Raw genomic sequence first — 16,435 nt, 5'->3', positions numbered from 1 at the left:
CGGCAACGCCTTGCCGCCCCGGCAGAGGTGGCGGCAAGCGCGCCGGCAGGCGTGGTGCCGACCCGTCGCGCAGCCTGCAAACCACCGGCCCGCGCGAGTCCTGCTCGCCGGGGGATCGCGAACTGGCCCGGCCCTTGCAATGATTTGCGGGACATGATCACGCTCGCCCATCTGCTCGACCCTGCTGCCCTCGCCATCGTCGGCGGCGGCACGATCCTCGGCGTCGCCTTGCGGACACCGCTGCGCGATCTGGTCCGCGCGATCGCGGCGCTGAAGACGCTCGGCCGCGCCCGGCTCGACGGCGATGCGCTGCTCCAGCAGATCGTCGCGCTCGGTCGTATCGCCCAACGCCACGGCGCGATGGCGCTCGACCGCACGGTCATCGCCGATCGAGACATCGCCGCCAGCATCGCGGCGATCGTCGACGGCGCGACCGCCAGCGACGTGGCGCTGCTGATCCGGCATCGCCGCCATGCGCGGATCGAACGCCATGTCGCCGCCGCCGAGGTCTGGGCAGGCGCCGCCGAACTGGCGCCCGCGATGGGCATGGTCGGCACGCTGATCGGGCTCGCCCAAATGTTCGCGACGATGAGCGATCCGACCGCGATTGGCGGCGCGATGGCGATCGCGCTGCTCGCGACGCTCTATGGCGCGCTGCTCGCCAACCTCGTCTTCATGCCGATCGCCAACCGCCTGCGCGCGCAAGGCCGCAACGAGGCGTTCGAACGCGCCCGGATCGAGGCGCCGCTGGTCGCACTCGCCGCGCGCGAGGCCCCACGCGCACCGTTGATGAGCGTCGCATGACGGTCGGTGACTATCCCGAGCCGCAGCCCGGGCGTCCGCTCTGGCTGATCACGCTGGCCGATCTCGCCTTGCTGCTGGTCGGCTTCTTCGTACTCCTGCAGGCGACGCAGACCGCCAGCGACCGTCCGCTCGCGCCCCGGGCGCTGGCAGCGGGGTTGCGCGAGGGCTTCGGTTCACCCGCGACGGTACCGGCCGACACCGCACGGTCGAGATCGCTCACCGCTTCCGCGCCACGTGCAGTGGCCCAACCCACGGCCCTGCCCGTTGCGGCGGCCGGCATGCTCGACTTCGCGGTCGGTTCGGCTGTGCTGCCGACGTCACCCGATACGCTGGCGGCCTGGGCGCGTGACGCGGTGCGGGACCCGCGCGTCCAGATCACCGTCACCGGATCGGTCGACGGCTCGCCCGGCGATGTCGACCCCGTCACGCGCAGCGCGGCGATCCTCGCCTCGGACCGTGCGCGCGCGGTCGCGGCCGCGATCGCCCATGTCGCCCCCGGCCGCGTGACGCTCGCGACCTCGCCGACCACCGGCCGCCGCGCCGCCATCGTCACCCAAGCCTTTGTCGGCGAACCGCCAAGGACCCCCTCATGATGCTCACGCTGTTGATGATCGCTGCCGGTGCGCCGTCCGCCGGCTTCCAGGATATCGCCGCGCTCGATCACGCGGTCTCGGCATTCACCGGCCGGCCGATCGGTGCCGAGGGTGGTGCGCGGACGACGGTCGATTCGCGGTTGCGGCTCGCGACGTGCCCGACCGTCGCGATGTCGTGGCGGACCGAGGCGCATGACGCGGTGGTCGTCGCCTGTGCCGGCCCCGCCTGGCGCATCTTCGTCCCCGTCATCCGCCCAGCCTCGGCCCCCGGCGCGACGCCCGTCACGACCCGTGCGGCCTATGCCCCGGTCGTGAAGGCCGCCCCCGTCATCCGCCGCGGCGATCCGATCGTGATCGAGGCTGGCACCGACGGCTTTTCGATCAGTCGCGAGGGCGTCGCGCTGGCCGATGCCGCCCCCGGCGCACGCTTCATGGTCAAGGTCGACGACACCCGCACGCCGGTCCAGGCGATCGCGGTCGCCAGCGGCCGCGCGACCCTGCCCGGCTGGACGAATTAATTTTGTTAAAGCTTTTCGCGCACCGGCCGTTTCTCCCTCTGTCAGCAAGAACCAGAGGGTGCAGACATGGTGGAATCGATCGGCTCGAAGCCGTTGACGGGAGGCGAGCGCAGCATCGCGCGCATCGCCGCGACGACGCCCGTTCAGCCGTCCGCCCAGCCCCTGGCGCAGGCGCCCGACCGTGCGGTCGAGGCCGAACCTTCGGCAACCTCGTCGATCGCGCTCGCGCGGACGATGGCCGCCGCCGCCCCGATCAACGAAGCGCGCGTGGCCGCGGTCAAGAAGGCGGTCGCCAACGGCACCTTCCCGATTTTGCCCGCGACGATCGCCGACCGGCTCCTCGCCTTCAAACTGGAATGGGCACCGAATGACCCGGCGTGACGCCCTGGTGCGCGTGATCGACGCGCTGCATGCCGAGATCGCGGCACTGAAGTCCAACGACGTGGCCGGGCTGGAACGCGCGACCTCGCAGAAGCTCGACGGCATCAATGCGGTCGCAACGCTCGGCACTGGTCCCGCGGGTCCCGAACTGCGCGAGCTGGCGGACGAGGCGAACCGCCTCAACGAGACCTGCCGCATCTATACCAACCTGATGGCGGCAAATGTCCGCCGCCGCCTGCAAACCTTGACCGGCGAGGGCGGCATTGCCGGCTATCGCCCGCGCATGGGTGCGGCCTACGCCTGATCCTCGCAGCCGGGCAAGATCTGGCACGCCCCTTGCTGTGTAGTGTCCTGAAACAGGGACATTACTCGCGGGATGACCGTCAATCCTATCACTACCGGCCGGATCCAGTCCGCGATCGCGCTTGCGAGCAGCAAGACGGGCGTGGATTTCGACTATCTGCTCGGCCAGGCGAAGCTCGAAAGCGGGCTTAACGCCAATGCCAAGGCGGGCACGTCGAGCGCGTCGGGTCTGTACCAGTTCATCGAACAGAGCTGGCTCGCGGTCGTCAAGAAGCACGGCGCGGAGCACGGCCTGGGCTGGGCAGCCGACAGCATCGGCCAGTCCTCGGGCGGGCGTCTCGGCGTCGCGGATGCGGGCACGCGCCAGGCGATTCTCGCGCTGCGCAACGATCCCGCCGCCGCCTCGATGATGGCGGCCGAACATGCGTCGGACAACAAGGACGCGCTCGAGGGCAAGCTCGGCCGCACCGCGACCGGCACCGATCTGTACATGGCGCATTTCCTGGGGCTCGGCGGCGCGTCGAAGTTCCTGACGACGATGCAGGCCAATCCCGACGCGAGCGGCGCCGCGCTGTTCCCTTCCGCCGCGCGCGCCAATCGCGGCGTCTTCTACGAGTCCAACGGTACGCCGCGCTCGCTGTCGGCAATCTACGAGCGGTTCTCGACGAAGCTCGGCGCCGCCGCCGCGGGTGCGACCGGTTCGGCCACGACCGGCTCGGTCCAGTTCGCCGCACAGGCGCTCGACATGGACGGCAGCACGGTCGTCACCGGCAACAATGAAAGCGCCGAGGACGCGCTCGCCTGGGCGACGTCGACGATGGGCCGGTTCGGCACCCGGAACGCCGGCTTCAATGCGGGCCAGAATTCGGCGAGCCTGCTCCGTCCGACGCCCGACACCGCGCGGCTCGCCTATCTCATGCTCGCCAAGATGGGTGGCTAAGCCATGAACCGCCTGCTTTCCAACGCCCGCGCGTCGGTCCTGCCGCTCGCGATCCTGATGCTCGTGCTCGTCATGGTCGTGCCGATCCCGGCATTCATGCTCGACATCTTCTTCGTCGCGAACATCGCGATCAGCCTTGCCGTGCTGATGGTCGCCTTGAACGCGCAGAAGCCGCTCGACTTCTCCGCTTTCCCGACCGTGCTGCTGTTTGCCACGCTGTTCCGCCTCGGCCTCAACGTCGCCTCGACGCGTATCGTGCTCGTTCACGGCCATGAGGGCGAGAGCGCGGCGGGTCACGTCATCGAGGCGTTCGGCACGTTCCTGATCGGCGGTGATTACGTCGTCGGCATCTTCGTCTTTGCGATCCTGATGATCATTAACATGATCGTCGTCACCAAGGGCGCCGGTCGCGTCTCCGAGGTTAGCGCGCGCTTCACGCTCGACGCGCTGCCCGGCAAGCAGATGGCGATCGACGCCGACTTGAACGCCGGCCTCATCACCCCCGACGAGGCAAAGGCACGCCGTATCGAGGTGTCGACCGAGGCCGATTTCTACGGCTCGATGGATGGCTCGTCGAAGTTCGTGAAGGGCGACGCGGTCGCGGCAATGCTGATCCTCGCCGCCAACATCATCGGCGGGCTGATCCTGGGGCCGGTCAGCCACGGCATGTCGATCGCCGACGCCGCGCACAACTACATCCTGCTGGCGATCGGCGACGCGCTCGTCGCGCAGCTGCCCTCGCTGATGCTGTCGATCGCCGCGGCGTCGATCGTCACGCGCGTCACCTCGGACAAGGATCTCGCCGGCCAGATCGGCGGCCAGTTCGGATCCCCGCGCACCTGGACGCCGGTCGCGGTCATCCTCGCGCTGCTCGGTGTCCTGCCCGGCATGCCGCACATGGTGATCCTGCCCGCCGCCGCGATCGCCGGGTTCGCAGCCTGGAAGCTGCGCCAGATCGAGCGTCGCCCCGCCCCCGTCGTCATCGCCCCCGTCGAGGCGATCGACCAGTCGAAGATCGGCTGGGACGAGGTCACCGACGGCATGCAGGTCAATCTCGACATCGGCTACGGCCTCGTGCCGCTGGTCGACGACCGCCGCGGATCGCCGCTGATGGGCCGCATCACCGGCGTCCGTCGCCAGCTGTCAAAGGAACTGGGCTTCGTCGTGCCGCAGGTCCGCGTCCGCGACGACATCAACCTTGCCCCCTATGTCTACCGCATCATCGTCAACGGCGTCGTCGTCGGGGAGGACACCGTGTCGCCCGACGACATGCTCGCGCTCGACACCGGCCAGGCGTTCGGCTCGCTGATCGGCAAGACCACCAAGGATCCGACTTTCGGGCTCGACGCGACCTGGATCTCGACCGCGGACGCGGATGCGGCGACCGGGGCTGGCTATCTCGTCGTCGATCCCGGCACCGTGGTCGCGACGCATCTCAACCACCTGCTCGGCCAAACCGCGTCCGAGCTACTTGGGCCCGACGAGGTCCAGGCGCTGCTCGACGGGCTGAAGGAGCGCGCGGCGCAACTCGTCACCGCGCTCGCGCCGATCCCGATCACCACGCTGACCCAGGTTCTCAAGGGCCTGCTCGCCGAGAACATTCCACTCAAGGAATTCCGCAGCATCGCCGCCGCAATCGCGGTCGCTGCCCAGCGCAGTCAGGATGCCGAGGAGATCATCGAACTGATCCGCCCGCGTCTCGGCGCGCTGATCATCCAGAAACTGTGCGGGATGCGCGAGCCGCTCCGCGTGATGACGCTCGAGGGGCATCTCGAAGGGCTGCTCGGCCAGGCGATGCGCGCCGACCAGTCGCGCCGCCACGTCATCGAACCCGATCTCGGCCGCCGCATCGTCGAGGCGCTGCAAAATGCCGCGCAGCCGCTGATCGCCGAGGCCAAGCCGTTCGCGCTGGTCGTCCAACCCGCGATCCGCCTCGCGATCCGCAAGCTGGTCCGGACCTGCCTGCCCGACACCCCGGTCATGTCGTTCTTCGAAGTGCCCGAGGACAAGGCGGTCGAGGTCGTCGCGGTCATCGGCGCACCGCAGCAGGCGCTGGCCGCATGAGCGCCGAACCGATGAAAGCCGCGTTCGACAAGGCCCGCCCCGCGCGCGCCGGTGAAATCCCGACGGGGCCCCTCACCTATCGCCCCCAGCAACGCCCCGGCGGCGACCCCGACCAGCTCGTCAAACAGCATCTCGCGATGGTCCGCCGGATCGCGTGGCACGTGCACGGCAGCATGAGCAGCATCGTCGAGGTCGAGGATCTGGTGCAGGTCGGGCTCGTCGCGCTGGTCGAGGCGGCGGCCGGGTTCGAGGAGCGCGGTACGCCGTTCAAGGCCTATGTCGCGACCCGCCTGCGCGGCGCGATGATCGATGAACTGCGGCGCCAGGCAACGACGACGCGCGGCGCGATGCGCCGCCGCCGGCAATATGCCGACGCCATTTCCACGCTCACCGCCCAGACGGGCAAGGCCCCCGGAGACGCCATGATCGCCCAGCATATCGGCGTCAGCATCGACAAGCTGCGCAGCGACTATGTGACCGCGGACGCGATCCGGTTCGATTCAATCGACGAGGTCTATGCCGACGACATGCCGTGGTTCGCCGACGACACCCCCGACGCGTTCGAACAGCTCGCCGACAGCGACCTGCGCGGCGCGCTGATCGCCGCGATCACCGCGCTGCCCGAACGCGAGGCGCAGGTGATCCAGCTCTATTATGTCGAGGAAATGAACCTCGAGGAAATCGGCGCGGTCTTCGACATCGGCGCCGCCCGCGTCTGCCAGATCAAGGCGTCGGCCCACGCGAAACTGAAACGCGCGCTCGCCCGCAAGGTCTGACCTACCCATCATCCTCCCCCTGGCGGGGGAGGATAGAGCGTATGAACGTTGCGGATGATGTGTTGCCCGCGAATCATTCCGCTGCCGCGCGGATGCGCGCCGCCTCTCCGATCGCCATTGCGAAATAGCGCACGCCAACCCTCGCGCGAGCCGACCCGCCGCCATCCCAACGCACAAAACCCCGGCGGCCATGAGGCCACCGGGGTCCATTGCGCCCCGTTACTGGGGGGCGATCCGACTGGCGCCGACACCCATAAGGGGGGCGGTGCCGGCGCCGGGATCGGATTACTGAAGCAGCTTCAGAACGCCCTGCTGGCTCTGGTTCGCCTGGCTCAGCATCGCGGTCGACGCCTGGCTCAGGATCTGTGCCTTGGCGAGCGCCTGCGTCTCGGCCGAGAAGTCAGCGTCCTCGATACGGCTGCGAGCGTCCGACAGGTTGGTCACGTTCGACGTCGTATTGTTCACCGACGACTGCAACTGGCTCTGCGCGGCACCAAGGCCGGCGCGAACCGAGTTAAGCGTCTTCAGATTACCGTCGAGTACAGTCAGGGCCGCATTTGCCTTGGTGCCGTCCGCGTCGGAGATGTCGACCGTCAGCGTTGCAAAGTCCGTCAGGTCGTCGACGACGAGGTTGACGGTGTCAGCCGCGTTTGCTCCGGTCTGGATCTTGGTCGTCGCGCCAGCGCCAGCCGTACCGAACAATGCGACACCGTTAAACTTCGTATCGGTCACGATTTTGCCGACCTGCGTGGTCAGGTTGTCGACTTCGATCTGCATGTTTGTACGGTCGTCTGCACTATACGTGCCCGAGGCAGCCTGGGTTGCCAATTCGCGGACGCGCTGGACCATGTTAGTGACTTCTGCGAGCGCGCCATCGGCGGTCTGCGCCATGGCGATACCGTCATTAGCGTTGCGGATGCCTTGGTTCATGCCCTTGATCTGCGAGGTCATTGACGTCGAAATCGCCATGCCAGCGGCGTCGTCCTTGGCCGAATTGATGCGCTTGCCGGTCGACAGACGCTCCATCGCCGTCGACAGCGCCGAATTGGCGGTGGTCGAAGCGTTGGCGGCGCGCAGCGAGGCTACGTTGGTCCCGATAACAGTCATGATCAAACTCCTTCATGCCGGCTACCCCGCCGCCCCCGTGGCGAAGGACCGAGCCGTCAGGATGGGTAACGGCCGCCCCGCGCCGGGCTTTAGGGAAAAAAAATCCGCCCCTCGCGCACCGGCGTGGCGCGCTCCCGTACACGCGCGCGCGAACGCGCCCGGAAATAGTTTGCCGCGACGCGGCACGATTTAACCGCGCCTTTACCCTCAAGGCCGCATTCCCGAATCGTCACAGGGGGACTTCATGCGCTCGATCTTTCCATCCGCTGCCGTCACGGCGCGCAAATATGCGCTCGTCTCGTCCCTGCGTGCGCAGGGCTTCGGGATCGGATCGCTCGACACCGCACAGCCGGGCGCGAACGACCTGTTCCTCGTCGCCGAGGGCGAGGCCGTCGCCTACCCCGCGCGCACCGTCGTGATCGGTTCGGAAGGCCGCAGCGTCACCCCGTCGCGCAACGGCGCGCCCGCGCGGATCGGCTTTGCCGCCGACGATACCGCGGTCGGCAACGGCTTTGCCCGCGCGCTGATCGGCGGGCCCGACATGCCGACCGCCGCCGACCCCGAATCGCTCGCGCTGCTCGCACTGGCCGAGCGCGTCGCCGCCGCCGACATCACCGTGCTGATCAACGGCCCGACCGGTACCGGCAAGGAAGTGCTCGCCCGCGCGATCCACAATGGCTCGCCGCGCAAGGCCGGCCCGTTCATCGCGATCAACTGTGCCGCCCTCCCCGAATCGATGCTCGAGGCGATGCTGTTCGGCCACCAGAAGGGCGCGTTCACCGGCGCGTCGTCGGGCGGCGAGGGCTTTTTCCGCGCCGCGAACGGCGGCACGATCCTGCTCGACGAGATCGCCGAGATGCCGCTGACGCTGCAGGCGAAACTGCTCCGCGTGCTGCAGGAACGCGAGGTCGTGCCGCTCGGCGCGACCGTGCCGCAGCCGATCGACGTCCGCGTCATCGCCTGCGCCAACCGCGACCTGCAGGGCGAGGTCGCCGCGGGCCGGTTCCGCGCCGATCTCTATTACCGGCTCGCGGTGTTCCCGCTGACCACCAAGTCGCTCGCCGAGCGGCCGCAGGATATCCCTGCGCTCGCCGCGACGATGATCCTGCGCCATGCCGGCAACCGCAACGTCATTCCCTGGCCGTCGCGCGCGGCGATCGAGGCGCTGATGCTGCACGACTGGCCGGGCAATGTCCGCGAGCTCGAGAACGTGATCCAGCGCGCGCTGCTGTTCTGCGGCGGCGACACGATCGAGGCGAGCCACATCCTGTTCGATCGCCCGGTGACGATGACCTTCGCCCCGCGCCCCGCGCCGGTCGTCGCGCCCATCGCCGAACCGCTCGTGCCCGTTGCCGAGACGCCCGCCGAAACGCCGACCGACACTCTGGGTACCATCGTCCAGATGAGCGAGTTCGCCGCGATCCGCGAGACGCTGAAAGCATGCGGCGGCAGCCGGATTGAGACCGCGCGTCGGCTCGGCATCTCGGAACGCACGCTGCGCTACCGCCTCGCCAAGGCGCGCGAACAGGGTGAGGACTTCGCCCGGGTGATGTCGGCATGAGCGGCGTGAGCGGAATCGGCGGCGGCGCGATGAGCGTCGACCGCGTCATGGCGCTGCGCTCGCAGATTCTCGAGCGCAACCAGGCGCTCGCGCGTGCCAGCCAGACCGGCCCGACCGTCGCGCCGACCGAGACGAAACCCGTCAGCTTCGGCGACACGATGGAAACCGCGCTGAAGAGCGTGAACGAGGGCCAGACCCAGGCCGCCAAGCTCAGCGAAAGCTATGAGCGCGGCGAGACCGTTGACATCGCCAAAGTGATGCTCGCCCGCCAGCAGGCGTCGGTCGGGTTCGAGGCGACGCTGCAGGTCCGCAACAAACTCCTGTCCGCCTACAAGGACATCATGAGCATGCCGGTGTAATGATATGAGCACTGCCCTCATCCCCGCTTCGTCGGCCAATGGCCTCCCCGAGAAATTCGCTAACCCGCTCAAACAGATAAAGTCCGCCTTCGCGCAGCCCGCGGTACGCCGCTCGCTGCCGATGGTGCTGATGATCGGCCTGATCGCCGCCGCCGCGCTCGCGTGGATGACGCTGTCCTCGCCGACTCAGAAGACGCTGTTCACCAACCTGCCCGACGCCGACAAGGCCGCGGTCACCTCCGCGCTGACGACCGCGAACATCAAGAGCCGGATCGACGATTCGACGGGCTCGCTGACGGTTGCCGAGGAGGATTATTCGCGCGCGCGGATGCTGCTCGCGGGCCAGGGCCTGCCCAAGGCGGCACCCGGTGGTTACGCGATCCTCGACCAGCTGCCGATGGGCGTCAGCCGCGCGGTGGAAGGCGAACGTCTGCGCCAGGCGCGCGAATCCGAGCTCGCCCGGTCGATCGAGGAGATCGACGCGGTCGCCGAGGCGCGCGTGCATCTCGCGACGCCCGAAGCCTCGGTGTTCGTCCGCGACAATGCCGCGCCCTCGGCCTCGGTGATCCTGAAGCTGCAGGGTGGCCGGTCGCTGAGCGACGCACAGGTCGCCTCGATCATCAACCTCGTCGCATCGTCGGTACCCGGCATGAAACCCGATTCGGTGACGATCGTCGACCAGATGGGCGCGCTGCTGACCAAGCCCGGCGGCGTCGACGGCGTCGGTGCGGCGGGCGACAAGCGGATCGAGATCCAGCGTCGCGTCGAGGACAAATACCGCACCCAGCTGATCCAGCTGCTGACCCCGCTGGTGGGGGCCGGCAACTTCACCGCCGAGGTCCAGGCCGACGTCAATCTCGACGAGACCCAGGCGACGCGCGAAAGCTATGACAAGCAGGGCGTGCTGCGCGCCGAGACGGGCAACTGGACCGGCAACCAGAAGGACGGCGCCGCGACACCGGGCGGCATCCCCGGCGCGCTCAGCAACACGCCGCCCGCGGCCAGCACGCTCCAGGCACCGCAGCCCGCGACCGGCAATCCCGGCATGCCGCAGCCCGTCGCCGGTGGCCCCGCCCCCGACGCGATGAAGCAGTCCGACCAGTATCAGCGCGCCTATGACCTGGGCCGCGAAGTGTCGGTGACCCGCGCCACCCCGGGCAGCGTCAAGCGTCTGTCGGTCGCGGTGCTGCTCCGCGATCCCGACAAGACGCGCCGCACCGCGATGGAGATCAACCAGATCACCGACCTGGTGAAGAGCGCGGTCGGCTTCGATCAGACGCGCAACGACAATGTGACGGTGATCAGCCGCAAGTTCGCCGGCGCCGATGCCGCCGCCGATACCGGCCCCGCCTGGTACGACAATGCGTGGCTGCCGGTACTCGCGCGCAACGGCACCGCGATCGTCATCGCGCTGCTCGTCCTGCTCCTCGGCGTTCGCCCGATCGCCAAGGCGCTGATGAAGAAGCGCGAGGACGCGACGCCGCGGCCCGCCTTCGGCCAGACGATCGAAGGCGCCGAGGGCGAGGATGCCGAGGCCCTGACCGGTCCGGTCGTCATCCCCCCGGTCAGCCTCGACCAGCTCGAAAGCTCACGCGGCTATGACGAGCGGGTCGGCGCGGTCCGCGGCTTCACCCGCGACAATCCGACCCGCGCCGCGCTCGCCGTGCGCGACATGATCAAGGCGGACGCACGCTGATGGAGGGCTTGCGCACCTATACCGGCGTGGAACGTGCCGCCGTGCTGATGATGCTGGTGGGCGAGGACGAAGCCGCCGCGATCCTTCAGAAGCTCGACCCGGAAGAGGTCCGTCAGCTTGGCGCGGCGATGTTCAAGGTCGCCGATGTCTCCGAGCAGGAGGTCGAGACGGTGCTCGACGATTTCGTCGACCGCGCACGCGAGCGCACGACGATCGGCTTCGACCCCCGCCCCAAGATCGAGGCGGTGATGAACCGCGCGCTCGGCCGCGAAAAGGCCGAGAGCGTGCTCGCGCGAATCACCCCGGCCGAGGCGGCGTGCGAACTCGAACTGCTCGACTGGCTCGATGCGAGCGAGATCGCCGCGATGATCGAAAAGGAACACCCGCAGATCGCCGCGGTGCTGATCGCCAATCTCGACGCGTCGGTTGGCGGCCAGGTGCTCGAACTAATGCCCGATGCGGTCCAGCCCGATATCCTCCACCGCATCGCCCGGCTCGGGCCGATCACGCCCGAGGCGGTCGACACGCTGCGCACGTTGCTCGCCAATCGCACCGGCGCCGGATCGACCGGCCAGGGCGTGACGCTGGGCGGCACCCGCGAGGCGGCCAAGATCCTGTCTGGCGCGCGCAAGGCGACCGAACAGCGCGTCATGCCCAAATTGTTCAAGATCGACCGCGACGTCGCCAAGGCGATCGAGGAGGCGATGTTCGTGTTCGACAATCTGCTCGAGCTCGACGACAAGAATCTGGGCACGCTGATCCGCAACGTTGATGGCGAGATCCTCACCAAGGCGCTGAAGGGCGTCGACGAGGCGGTGCGCAACCGTTTCCTCGGCTGCATGTCGGCGCGCGCCGCCGACGGCATTCGCGACGAGATGGAGTCGCGCGGACCGATGCGGCTCGCCGAGGTGCTCGAGGCGCAGAAGGCGATGATCGCGACCGCACGCGGGCTCGCCAAGGACGGCACGATCATGATGGGCGGAGGCGAGGACGATTATGTCTAAGTTTGTCGGGGCATCCGGTTTCGTCGCGGGCTTCGCCGCGCGCCACGACACCGCCGCGCAATTGCTGGCGCATGCCTTCGCGCCGCCGATGGGCTTTGCCGCTGCCGATATCCGCGATCGTGTCGCCGCCGCGCCGCGCCGGACGACCGGGTTCGCGCCGCAGGGCGCCACGCCCACGCCGCCCACGAGCGCGCCGACTCCGGGGCCGAAGCATTTCAGTCCCGCCGACAAGGACAGCAATCCGACCGAGGGCTGGGATCCGCTCGATCCCGCCAGCGAGACCGAGAGTTTTCTCGATCCGCTCGCCGCCGCGCATGCCGCGGGCTATGCCGAGGGCCTCGCTGCCGCAGCCGCGGTGGCACAGGGGAATGCCGCGCGCGACCAGGCGCTGCTCGCCTCGCTCGCCGCCGCGCTCGCCACCGACCGGCTCGACCGCGACCGGGTCGCGACGCAGCTTCGTCAGACCGTCCTGCTGCTGGTCGGCAAGCTGGTCGGCGAGATCGGCATCTCGCCAGACCTGCTCGCCGGACGGATCGAATCCGCGACCGAGCTGCTCGCCGATTCCGCCGAGGCCGCGTTGCTGCGCCTGCATCCCGACGACGTCGCACTGATCGAGGGCACGCTGCCAAAGTCGATCTTCGCGGCGGGCGACCCCAATGTCGCCCGCGGCAGCTTCGTGCTCGAAAGCGCGTCGACGATCGTCGAGGACGGCCCCGCCATGTGGCTCGACCAGCTCGCCAGCGCGATCGACCGCGTCGCGGTGCCCGCGAAAGCCGCCTGAGTGCTGAACCGCTTCACCGCCGACTATCTCGAAACGCTCGGCAACGCCGATTTCGTCGCGGCCCCCAGAGTGTCGGGCCGGCTCGCCTCGTTCGACGGCCTCCTGATGGAGGCGGTCGGACTGACCCTGCCCGTCGGCACCGTGTGCAAGGTCGGTGAGGGCAGCGCGAGCGTCGAGGCGGAGGTGATCGGCTTCCGCAACGGGCGTACGCTGATGATGAATCTCGGCGGTCCCGCCGCGCTCCTGCCGCGCGCGCCCGTCAAGCCGATCGGTCCTCCGGGAGAGGCCGAGGTCGGCGCCGCACTGCTCGGTCGCGTCGTCGACGGCGCGGGCAAGCCGATCGACGGCCTCGGTCCGATCCGCGGGGCCGGCCGCTGGCCGCTCGCGGGCAAGCTCCAATCGCCACTCGACCGTGGCCGCGTGCTTCAGCCGATGGACGTGGGGGTGCGCGCGATCAACGGCCTGCTGACGATCGGCCAGGGTCAGCGCGTCGGCATCATGGCGGGGTCGGGCGTCGGCAAGTCGGTGCTGCTCGGCATGATCGTCCGCGCCGCGCAGGCCGACGTGATCGTCATCGGATTGATCGGCGAGCGCAGCCGCGAGGTCGCCGACTTTCTCGAGACCAAGGTCGCCGGCGCCGCCCGCGCACGTTCGATCGTGGTCGCGGTGCCCGCCAACCACTCGCCCGTGCTCCGCATCCGCGGCGCGCTGCGCGCCACCGCGATCGCCGAAGGGTTTCGCGACGAGGGCAAGAAGGTCCTGCTGATCATGGATTCGCTGACCCGCGTCGCGCATGCCGGCCGCGAGATCGGCCTCGCGCTCGGCGAACCCGCCTCCGCACGGGGCTATCCGCCATCCGCCATCGCGATGCTGCCGAACCTGATCGAGCGCGCTGGCGTCGACGTCCATACCGGCGGGTCGATCACCGCGATCTATACCGTGCTGGCGGACGGCGACGACGGCAATGATCCCGTCGTGGATTCCGCGCGCTCGATCCTCGACGGGCATATCGTGCTGAGCCGCCAACTGGCCGAGCGCGGCGTCTATCCGGCGATCGACATCGGCCCCTCGGTCAGCCGCGTGATGACCGACATCGCCGATGCGCCGCATGTCAGGGCCGCGCGCGTACTGCGCCGCAATCTGGCGACCTATGAGGAGAATCGCGACCTCGTGCTGATGGGCGCCTATCGTGCGGGTGCCGACCCGGCGATCGACAATGCGATCGCCTGCCACGGCGCGATCATGGAGTATATCCGCCAGGATTCGGACGAGAAGGTGTCGCTGGGCGATGCCGTTGCCGAGCTGGTCGGTGTCTTCGGTGGCTGACGCCCGCGCCAAGACGCTGGCACGGATCCACCGTGTCCGGACGTTGCAGCTCGGCCTGACCCGCGCCGACGAAGCCCGCGCGCACGACAAGGCCGCGAGCGAACAGGCGCTGTCCACCCGGATTTCCGGCCTGGCCGCCGCCGTCGCTCCCGTGGAACAGACGGCGGTCGCGGTCTCGCTGGGGGCGTCGGCGCATTACCGCGAACGCCTGCAACAGTCCGCCGACGCCGCGGTCGAGCGCGTCCGGTCGGCGGAATATCAGGTCGCGCGTGCCACCGATGCGACCCGCGCCGCACAGCGCGACCAGAGCGCGGTCGAAAAACTCATCGCGCGTGCGCAGGCCGATGCGGTCATCCGGGAGCTGCGCGCGCTCGAGGAGACACCGGCCTTCAGGAAAATCCGGCACGATCCTTGCTGAGTACGGGCTGACACCGCCCTATTCGAGAGATTGCATGATCCTGCCCGCGCTTGCCTCCCCTCCTGGCCTCGCCCTTAGGGCCGCGCCACGCGTAGCGGGCGGTGAGTCCGCGGGTGATTTCGGCGGCACGCTGGCTGCGCTGCTCGACACCGGGCCGGTGGCCGACGTCGCACCGGCCGATATCACCGCCCGGCAACCGGCCGTCATCGGCGGCAAGCCCTTGCCGGATGCCGCCGCCCAGGCCGAAACACTGCCGTTCTGGTCGCCGGGCGTCGCCTTCGTCCAGGTGCCGGTCGCGGCAACAACGGACATTAAAGCCGACGTACCGGCGGCCGCAGCGGCGGCCGCGCTGACGCCCGTCGCATTGGGCACGTCCGCGCTCACGCCGGTGAAATCGCCGCTTGTGTCGCCGTTGGTCGGAGGGGGCGGCGACGTGCCGATCGAAGGCCCGAACCCGGCACCGGTCGAAAACCGGCTTCCGCCGCCGCCGGAGCGCGTCATCCGGATCGGCCTGCGCGGCGCCGAACGTCCGACCACGGCGAAACGTCCGCGCGATTCCGACGCCACCGACGACACACCGACAGAACAGGCGACGATCCCCGGGGCAGATCCGACCGCCGTGCCGGTCGTGACCGATGCCCCCCAAGCCCTGCCGTCCGCCGCACCGCAGGCAACGCTGCCCGAAGCTGGTATCGGCACGGCAACGTTGGCGGGAGACGCGTTCGCCAGGTCGAACAAGCCCGGCGCGCGACAGGCTCCCCCTCTCTCGACGATGCCAGAGCCGCTACCCGCCGCTGCGTTTGCGCGCGACGCCGGAAGGAAGCCTCCTGCCCTTCAGTCCGGGATCGCCACGCCAGCGACGGCGGATACGCCCGCCGTCGATGAGACGCCAAGCAGCAATGCCCCGCCGCCGCCTTCCGGCGCACGCCCGGCATTTGCCGCGGCTTCCGATTTCCAGGTCGCCGCCGCGATCCTGTCGGGCACCCGCCCGGTCGCGCTTCCCGACACCCCCAGCCTGCCAGCAGGGGAAGCGTTGCCGCCGCCCGCCGCTTTCAATGGCACGGTCATGCCCTCGCCAGCGCCGGGTACGCCGGCTCAGGCTCCGGCACTACCGCCCGCAGTTGCCGCAGACTCCGCCAGCACTGAAACACCGCCACCGCGATGGTCGTCACGCGACGGCGCACCACCCGTGACCCTCGTCGTGCAGCAGCCGCCCGCCGCCGCCACACAGCCGCAACCCGGCACCGTTGCCTCCGCCGCGCAGGTCTTCGGCGCCGCGATCCAGGCGGCGGCGCAGCGCCGTGACGAGCCCCGCCTACGGGACGACACGACGCTGCTCGCCCCGCTCGCCGCCGCCGGCACCGTTCACGCACTCGCCCCGACCGTGGACGCACAAGCGCCGCTCGACATGCGGCAGGAGCGCTGGCCAGCTGCGATGATCGAGCGGATCGATATCCTGCGCGACGCGGCGAATGCGACCGATACGCGGATCCGCCTGATCCCCGATGCGCTCGGCACGATCGACGTCTCGGTCCGCAAGGACGGTGATACGCTGCATGTGCATTTCGCCGCCGAACAGGCCGCCACGCGCAGCCTGTTGCAGGACGCGCAGCCGCGGCTGGCCGAACTCGCCGATGCCCGCGGGCTGAAGCTGTCGCAGGGCAACGTCGATACCGGAGGCGGCCAGCAGCAGCAGCAGCAGCAGCGCGCAGCGACGCCGCACCAGCCTTCGGCGCCTGCGCGCGCCCGCGCCGGAACCGCGACCGCCGCCGATACCGATTCCACCGACACCCGACTCGCCTGA

The 16,435-nt window shown here is 69.3% G+C and carries 17 protein-coding genes; 16 read left to right on the top strand and 1 reads right to left on the bottom strand.

Annotation, left to right across the window (positions count from 1 at the left end):
* Positions 1 to 153 precede the first annotated feature (153 nt).
* The 8 genes from C8J24_RS07110 (at position 154) to C8J24_RS07075 (ending at position 6,379) form a co-directional block, all read left to right on the top strand.
* Positions 154 to 804 carry a motility protein A gene (locus C8J24_RS07110; protein WP_208620920.1) on the top strand — a complete coding sequence of 217 codons (651 nt, stop codon included), beginning with the start codon at positions 154 to 156 and terminating at the stop codon, positions 802 to 804.
* Positions 801 to 1,397, top strand: coding sequence for a flagellar motor protein MotB (locus tag C8J24_RS07105; protein ID WP_107931252.1), 597 nt, complete (start codon positions 801 to 803; stop codon positions 1,395 to 1,397). Before C8J24_RS07110 ends, C8J24_RS07105 begins: the two co-directional genes overlap by 4 nt.
* Complete coding sequence (locus C8J24_RS07100; RefSeq protein ID WP_244180475.1) at positions 1,394 to 1,915, top strand: flagella basal body P-ring formation protein FlgA; 522 nt, start codon at positions 1,394 to 1,396, stop codon at positions 1,913 to 1,915. Before C8J24_RS07105 ends, C8J24_RS07100 begins: the two co-directional genes overlap by 4 nt.
* Before the next feature lie 66 nt (positions 1,916 to 1,981).
* Positions 1,982 to 2,296 carry a flagellar biosynthesis anti-sigma factor FlgM gene (flgM, locus tag C8J24_RS07095; RefSeq protein ID WP_107931250.1) on the top strand — a complete coding sequence of 105 codons (315 nt, stop codon included), beginning with the start codon at positions 1,982 to 1,984 and terminating at the stop codon, positions 2,294 to 2,296.
* Complete coding sequence (locus C8J24_RS07090; protein ID WP_107931248.1) at positions 2,283 to 2,600, top strand: flagellar protein FlgN; 318 nt, start codon at positions 2,283 to 2,285, stop codon at positions 2,598 to 2,600. The genes flgM and C8J24_RS07090 overlap by 14 nt, the downstream gene beginning before the upstream one ends.
* A 72-nt stretch (positions 2,601 to 2,672) precedes the next feature.
* Positions 2,673 to 3,539 (top strand): flagellar biosynthesis protein FlgJ, encoded by an 867-nt coding sequence (locus tag C8J24_RS07085; protein WP_107931246.1) that lies wholly within the window; start codon positions 2,673 to 2,675, stop codon positions 3,537 to 3,539.
* A gap of 3 nt (positions 3,540 to 3,542) precedes the next feature.
* Positions 3,543 to 5,603 carry a flagellar biosynthesis protein FlhA gene (gene flhA, locus C8J24_RS07080; RefSeq protein ID WP_031439846.1) on the top strand — a complete coding sequence of 687 codons (2,061 nt, stop codon included), beginning with the start codon at positions 3,543 to 3,545 and terminating at the stop codon, positions 5,601 to 5,603.
* Complete coding sequence (locus tag C8J24_RS07075) at positions 5,600 to 6,379, top strand: FliA/WhiG family RNA polymerase sigma factor (protein ID WP_107931243.1); 780 nt, start codon at positions 5,600 to 5,602, stop codon at positions 6,377 to 6,379. The genes flhA and C8J24_RS07075 overlap by 4 nt, the downstream gene beginning before the upstream one ends.
* 285 nt (positions 6,380 to 6,664) lie before the next feature.
* On the opposite strand, the gene C8J24_RS07070 is transcribed toward C8J24_RS07075, so the two are convergent.
* Positions 6,665 to 7,486 carry a flagellin N-terminal helical domain-containing protein gene (locus tag C8J24_RS07070; protein ID WP_107931241.1) on the bottom strand — a complete coding sequence of 274 codons (822 nt, stop codon included), beginning with the start codon at positions 7,484 to 7,486 and terminating at the stop codon, positions 6,665 to 6,667.
* Positions 7,487 to 7,730: 244 nt separating this feature from the next.
* On the opposite strand from C8J24_RS07070, the gene C8J24_RS07065 reads away from it, so the two are divergent.
* Genes C8J24_RS07065 through C8J24_RS07030 form a run of 8 tightly spaced genes read left to right on the top strand, consistent with a single transcriptional unit; the run spans position 7,731 to position 16,435 of the window.
* Complete coding sequence (locus C8J24_RS07065; RefSeq protein WP_107931239.1) at positions 7,731 to 9,047, top strand: sigma-54 interaction domain-containing protein; 1,317 nt, start codon at positions 7,731 to 7,733, stop codon at positions 9,045 to 9,047.
* Positions 9,044 to 9,406, top strand: coding sequence for a flagellar hook-basal body complex protein FliE (gene fliE, locus C8J24_RS07060; RefSeq protein WP_031440345.1), 363 nt, complete (start codon positions 9,044 to 9,046; stop codon positions 9,404 to 9,406). The genes C8J24_RS07065 and fliE overlap by 4 nt, the downstream gene beginning before the upstream one ends.
* A 4-nt stretch (positions 9,407 to 9,410) precedes the next feature.
* A complete protein-coding gene (gene fliF, locus C8J24_RS07055; RefSeq protein ID WP_107931237.1) occupies positions 9,411 to 11,102 on the top strand; it encodes a flagellar basal-body MS-ring/collar protein FliF in 1,692 nt (563 codons plus the stop codon).
* On the top strand, positions 11,102 to 12,106 hold the full coding sequence (fliG, locus tag C8J24_RS07050; protein ID WP_192141005.1) for a flagellar motor switch protein FliG: 1,005 nt from the start codon (positions 11,102 to 11,104) through the stop codon (positions 12,104 to 12,106). The genes fliF and fliG overlap by 1 nt, the downstream gene beginning before the upstream one ends.
* Positions 12,099 to 12,887: a FliH/SctL family protein gene (locus C8J24_RS07045; RefSeq protein WP_107931233.1), complete on the top strand. Its 789-nt coding sequence runs from the start codon at positions 12,099 to 12,101 to the stop codon at positions 12,885 to 12,887. Before fliG ends, C8J24_RS07045 begins: the two co-directional genes overlap by 8 nt.
* Positions 12,888 to 14,213: a FliI/YscN family ATPase gene (locus C8J24_RS07040; RefSeq protein WP_107931231.1), complete on the top strand. Its 1,326-nt coding sequence runs from the start codon at positions 12,888 to 12,890 to the stop codon at positions 14,211 to 14,213.
* Positions 14,206 to 14,631: a hypothetical protein gene (locus tag C8J24_RS07035; RefSeq protein ID WP_244180474.1), complete on the top strand. Its 426-nt coding sequence runs from the start codon at positions 14,206 to 14,208 to the stop codon at positions 14,629 to 14,631. The genes C8J24_RS07040 and C8J24_RS07035 overlap by 8 nt, the downstream gene beginning before the upstream one ends.
* Before the next feature lie 34 nt (positions 14,632 to 14,665).
* A complete protein-coding gene (locus C8J24_RS07030) occupies positions 14,666 to 16,435 on the top strand; it encodes a flagellar hook-length control protein FliK (RefSeq protein WP_167396716.1) in 1,770 nt (589 codons plus the stop codon).

Origin of the sequence: Sphingomonas aerolata (assembly GCF_003046295.1) — a bacterium.
GTDB classification, from domain to species: domain Bacteria; phylum Pseudomonadota; class Alphaproteobacteria; order Sphingomonadales; family Sphingomonadaceae; genus Sphingomonas; species Sphingomonas aerolata.
This window is presented reverse-complemented; position numbering and strand designations above follow the sequence as displayed.

What these genes read in the sequence shown, in the direction of transcription:
- C8J24_RS07105 (WP_107931252.1), top strand. Translation starts at nt 801, where the DNA reads ATGACGGTCGGTGACTATCCCGAGCCGCAGCCCGGGCGTCCGCTCTGG.
- C8J24_RS07045 (WP_107931233.1), top strand. Translation starts at nt 12,099, where the DNA reads ATGTCTAAGTTTGTCGGGGCATCCGGTTTCGTCGCGGGCTTCGCCGCG.
- fliG (WP_192141005.1), top strand. Translation starts at nt 11,102, where the DNA reads ATGGAGGGCTTGCGCACCTATACCGGCGTGGAACGTGCCGCCGTGCTG.
- C8J24_RS07100 (WP_244180475.1), top strand. Translation starts at nt 1,394, where the DNA reads ATGATGCTCACGCTGTTGATGATCGCTGCCGGTGCGCCGTCCGCCGGC.
- C8J24_RS07065 (WP_107931239.1), top strand. Translation starts at nt 7,731, where the DNA reads ATGCGCTCGATCTTTCCATCCGCTGCCGTCACGGCGCGCAAATATGCG.
- C8J24_RS07070 (WP_107931241.1), bottom strand. Translation starts at nt 7,486, where the DNA reads ATGACTGTTATCGGGACCAACGTAGCCTCGCTGCGCGCCGCCAACGCT.
- C8J24_RS07085 (WP_107931246.1), top strand. Translation starts at nt 2,673, where the DNA reads ATGACCGTCAATCCTATCACTACCGGCCGGATCCAGTCCGCGATCGCG.
- fliF (WP_107931237.1), top strand. Translation starts at nt 9,411, where the DNA reads ATGAGCACTGCCCTCATCCCCGCTTCGTCGGCCAATGGCCTCCCCGAG.
- C8J24_RS07090 (WP_107931248.1), top strand. Translation starts at nt 2,283, where the DNA reads ATGACCCGGCGTGACGCCCTGGTGCGCGTGATCGACGCGCTGCATGCC.
- flgM (WP_107931250.1), top strand. Translation starts at nt 1,982, where the DNA reads ATGGTGGAATCGATCGGCTCGAAGCCGTTGACGGGAGGCGAGCGCAGC.
- C8J24_RS07030 (WP_167396716.1), top strand. Translation starts at nt 14,666, where the DNA reads ATGATCCTGCCCGCGCTTGCCTCCCCTCCTGGCCTCGCCCTTAGGGCC.
- fliE (WP_031440345.1), top strand. Translation starts at nt 9,044, where the DNA reads ATGAGCGGCGTGAGCGGAATCGGCGGCGGCGCGATGAGCGTCGACCGC.
- C8J24_RS07110 (WP_208620920.1), top strand. Translation starts at nt 154, where the DNA reads ATGATCACGCTCGCCCATCTGCTCGACCCTGCTGCCCTCGCCATCGTC.
- C8J24_RS07075 (WP_107931243.1), top strand. Translation starts at nt 5,600, where the DNA reads ATGAGCGCCGAACCGATGAAAGCCGCGTTCGACAAGGCCCGCCCCGCG.
- flhA (WP_031439846.1), top strand. Translation starts at nt 3,543, where the DNA reads ATGAACCGCCTGCTTTCCAACGCCCGCGCGTCGGTCCTGCCGCTCGCG.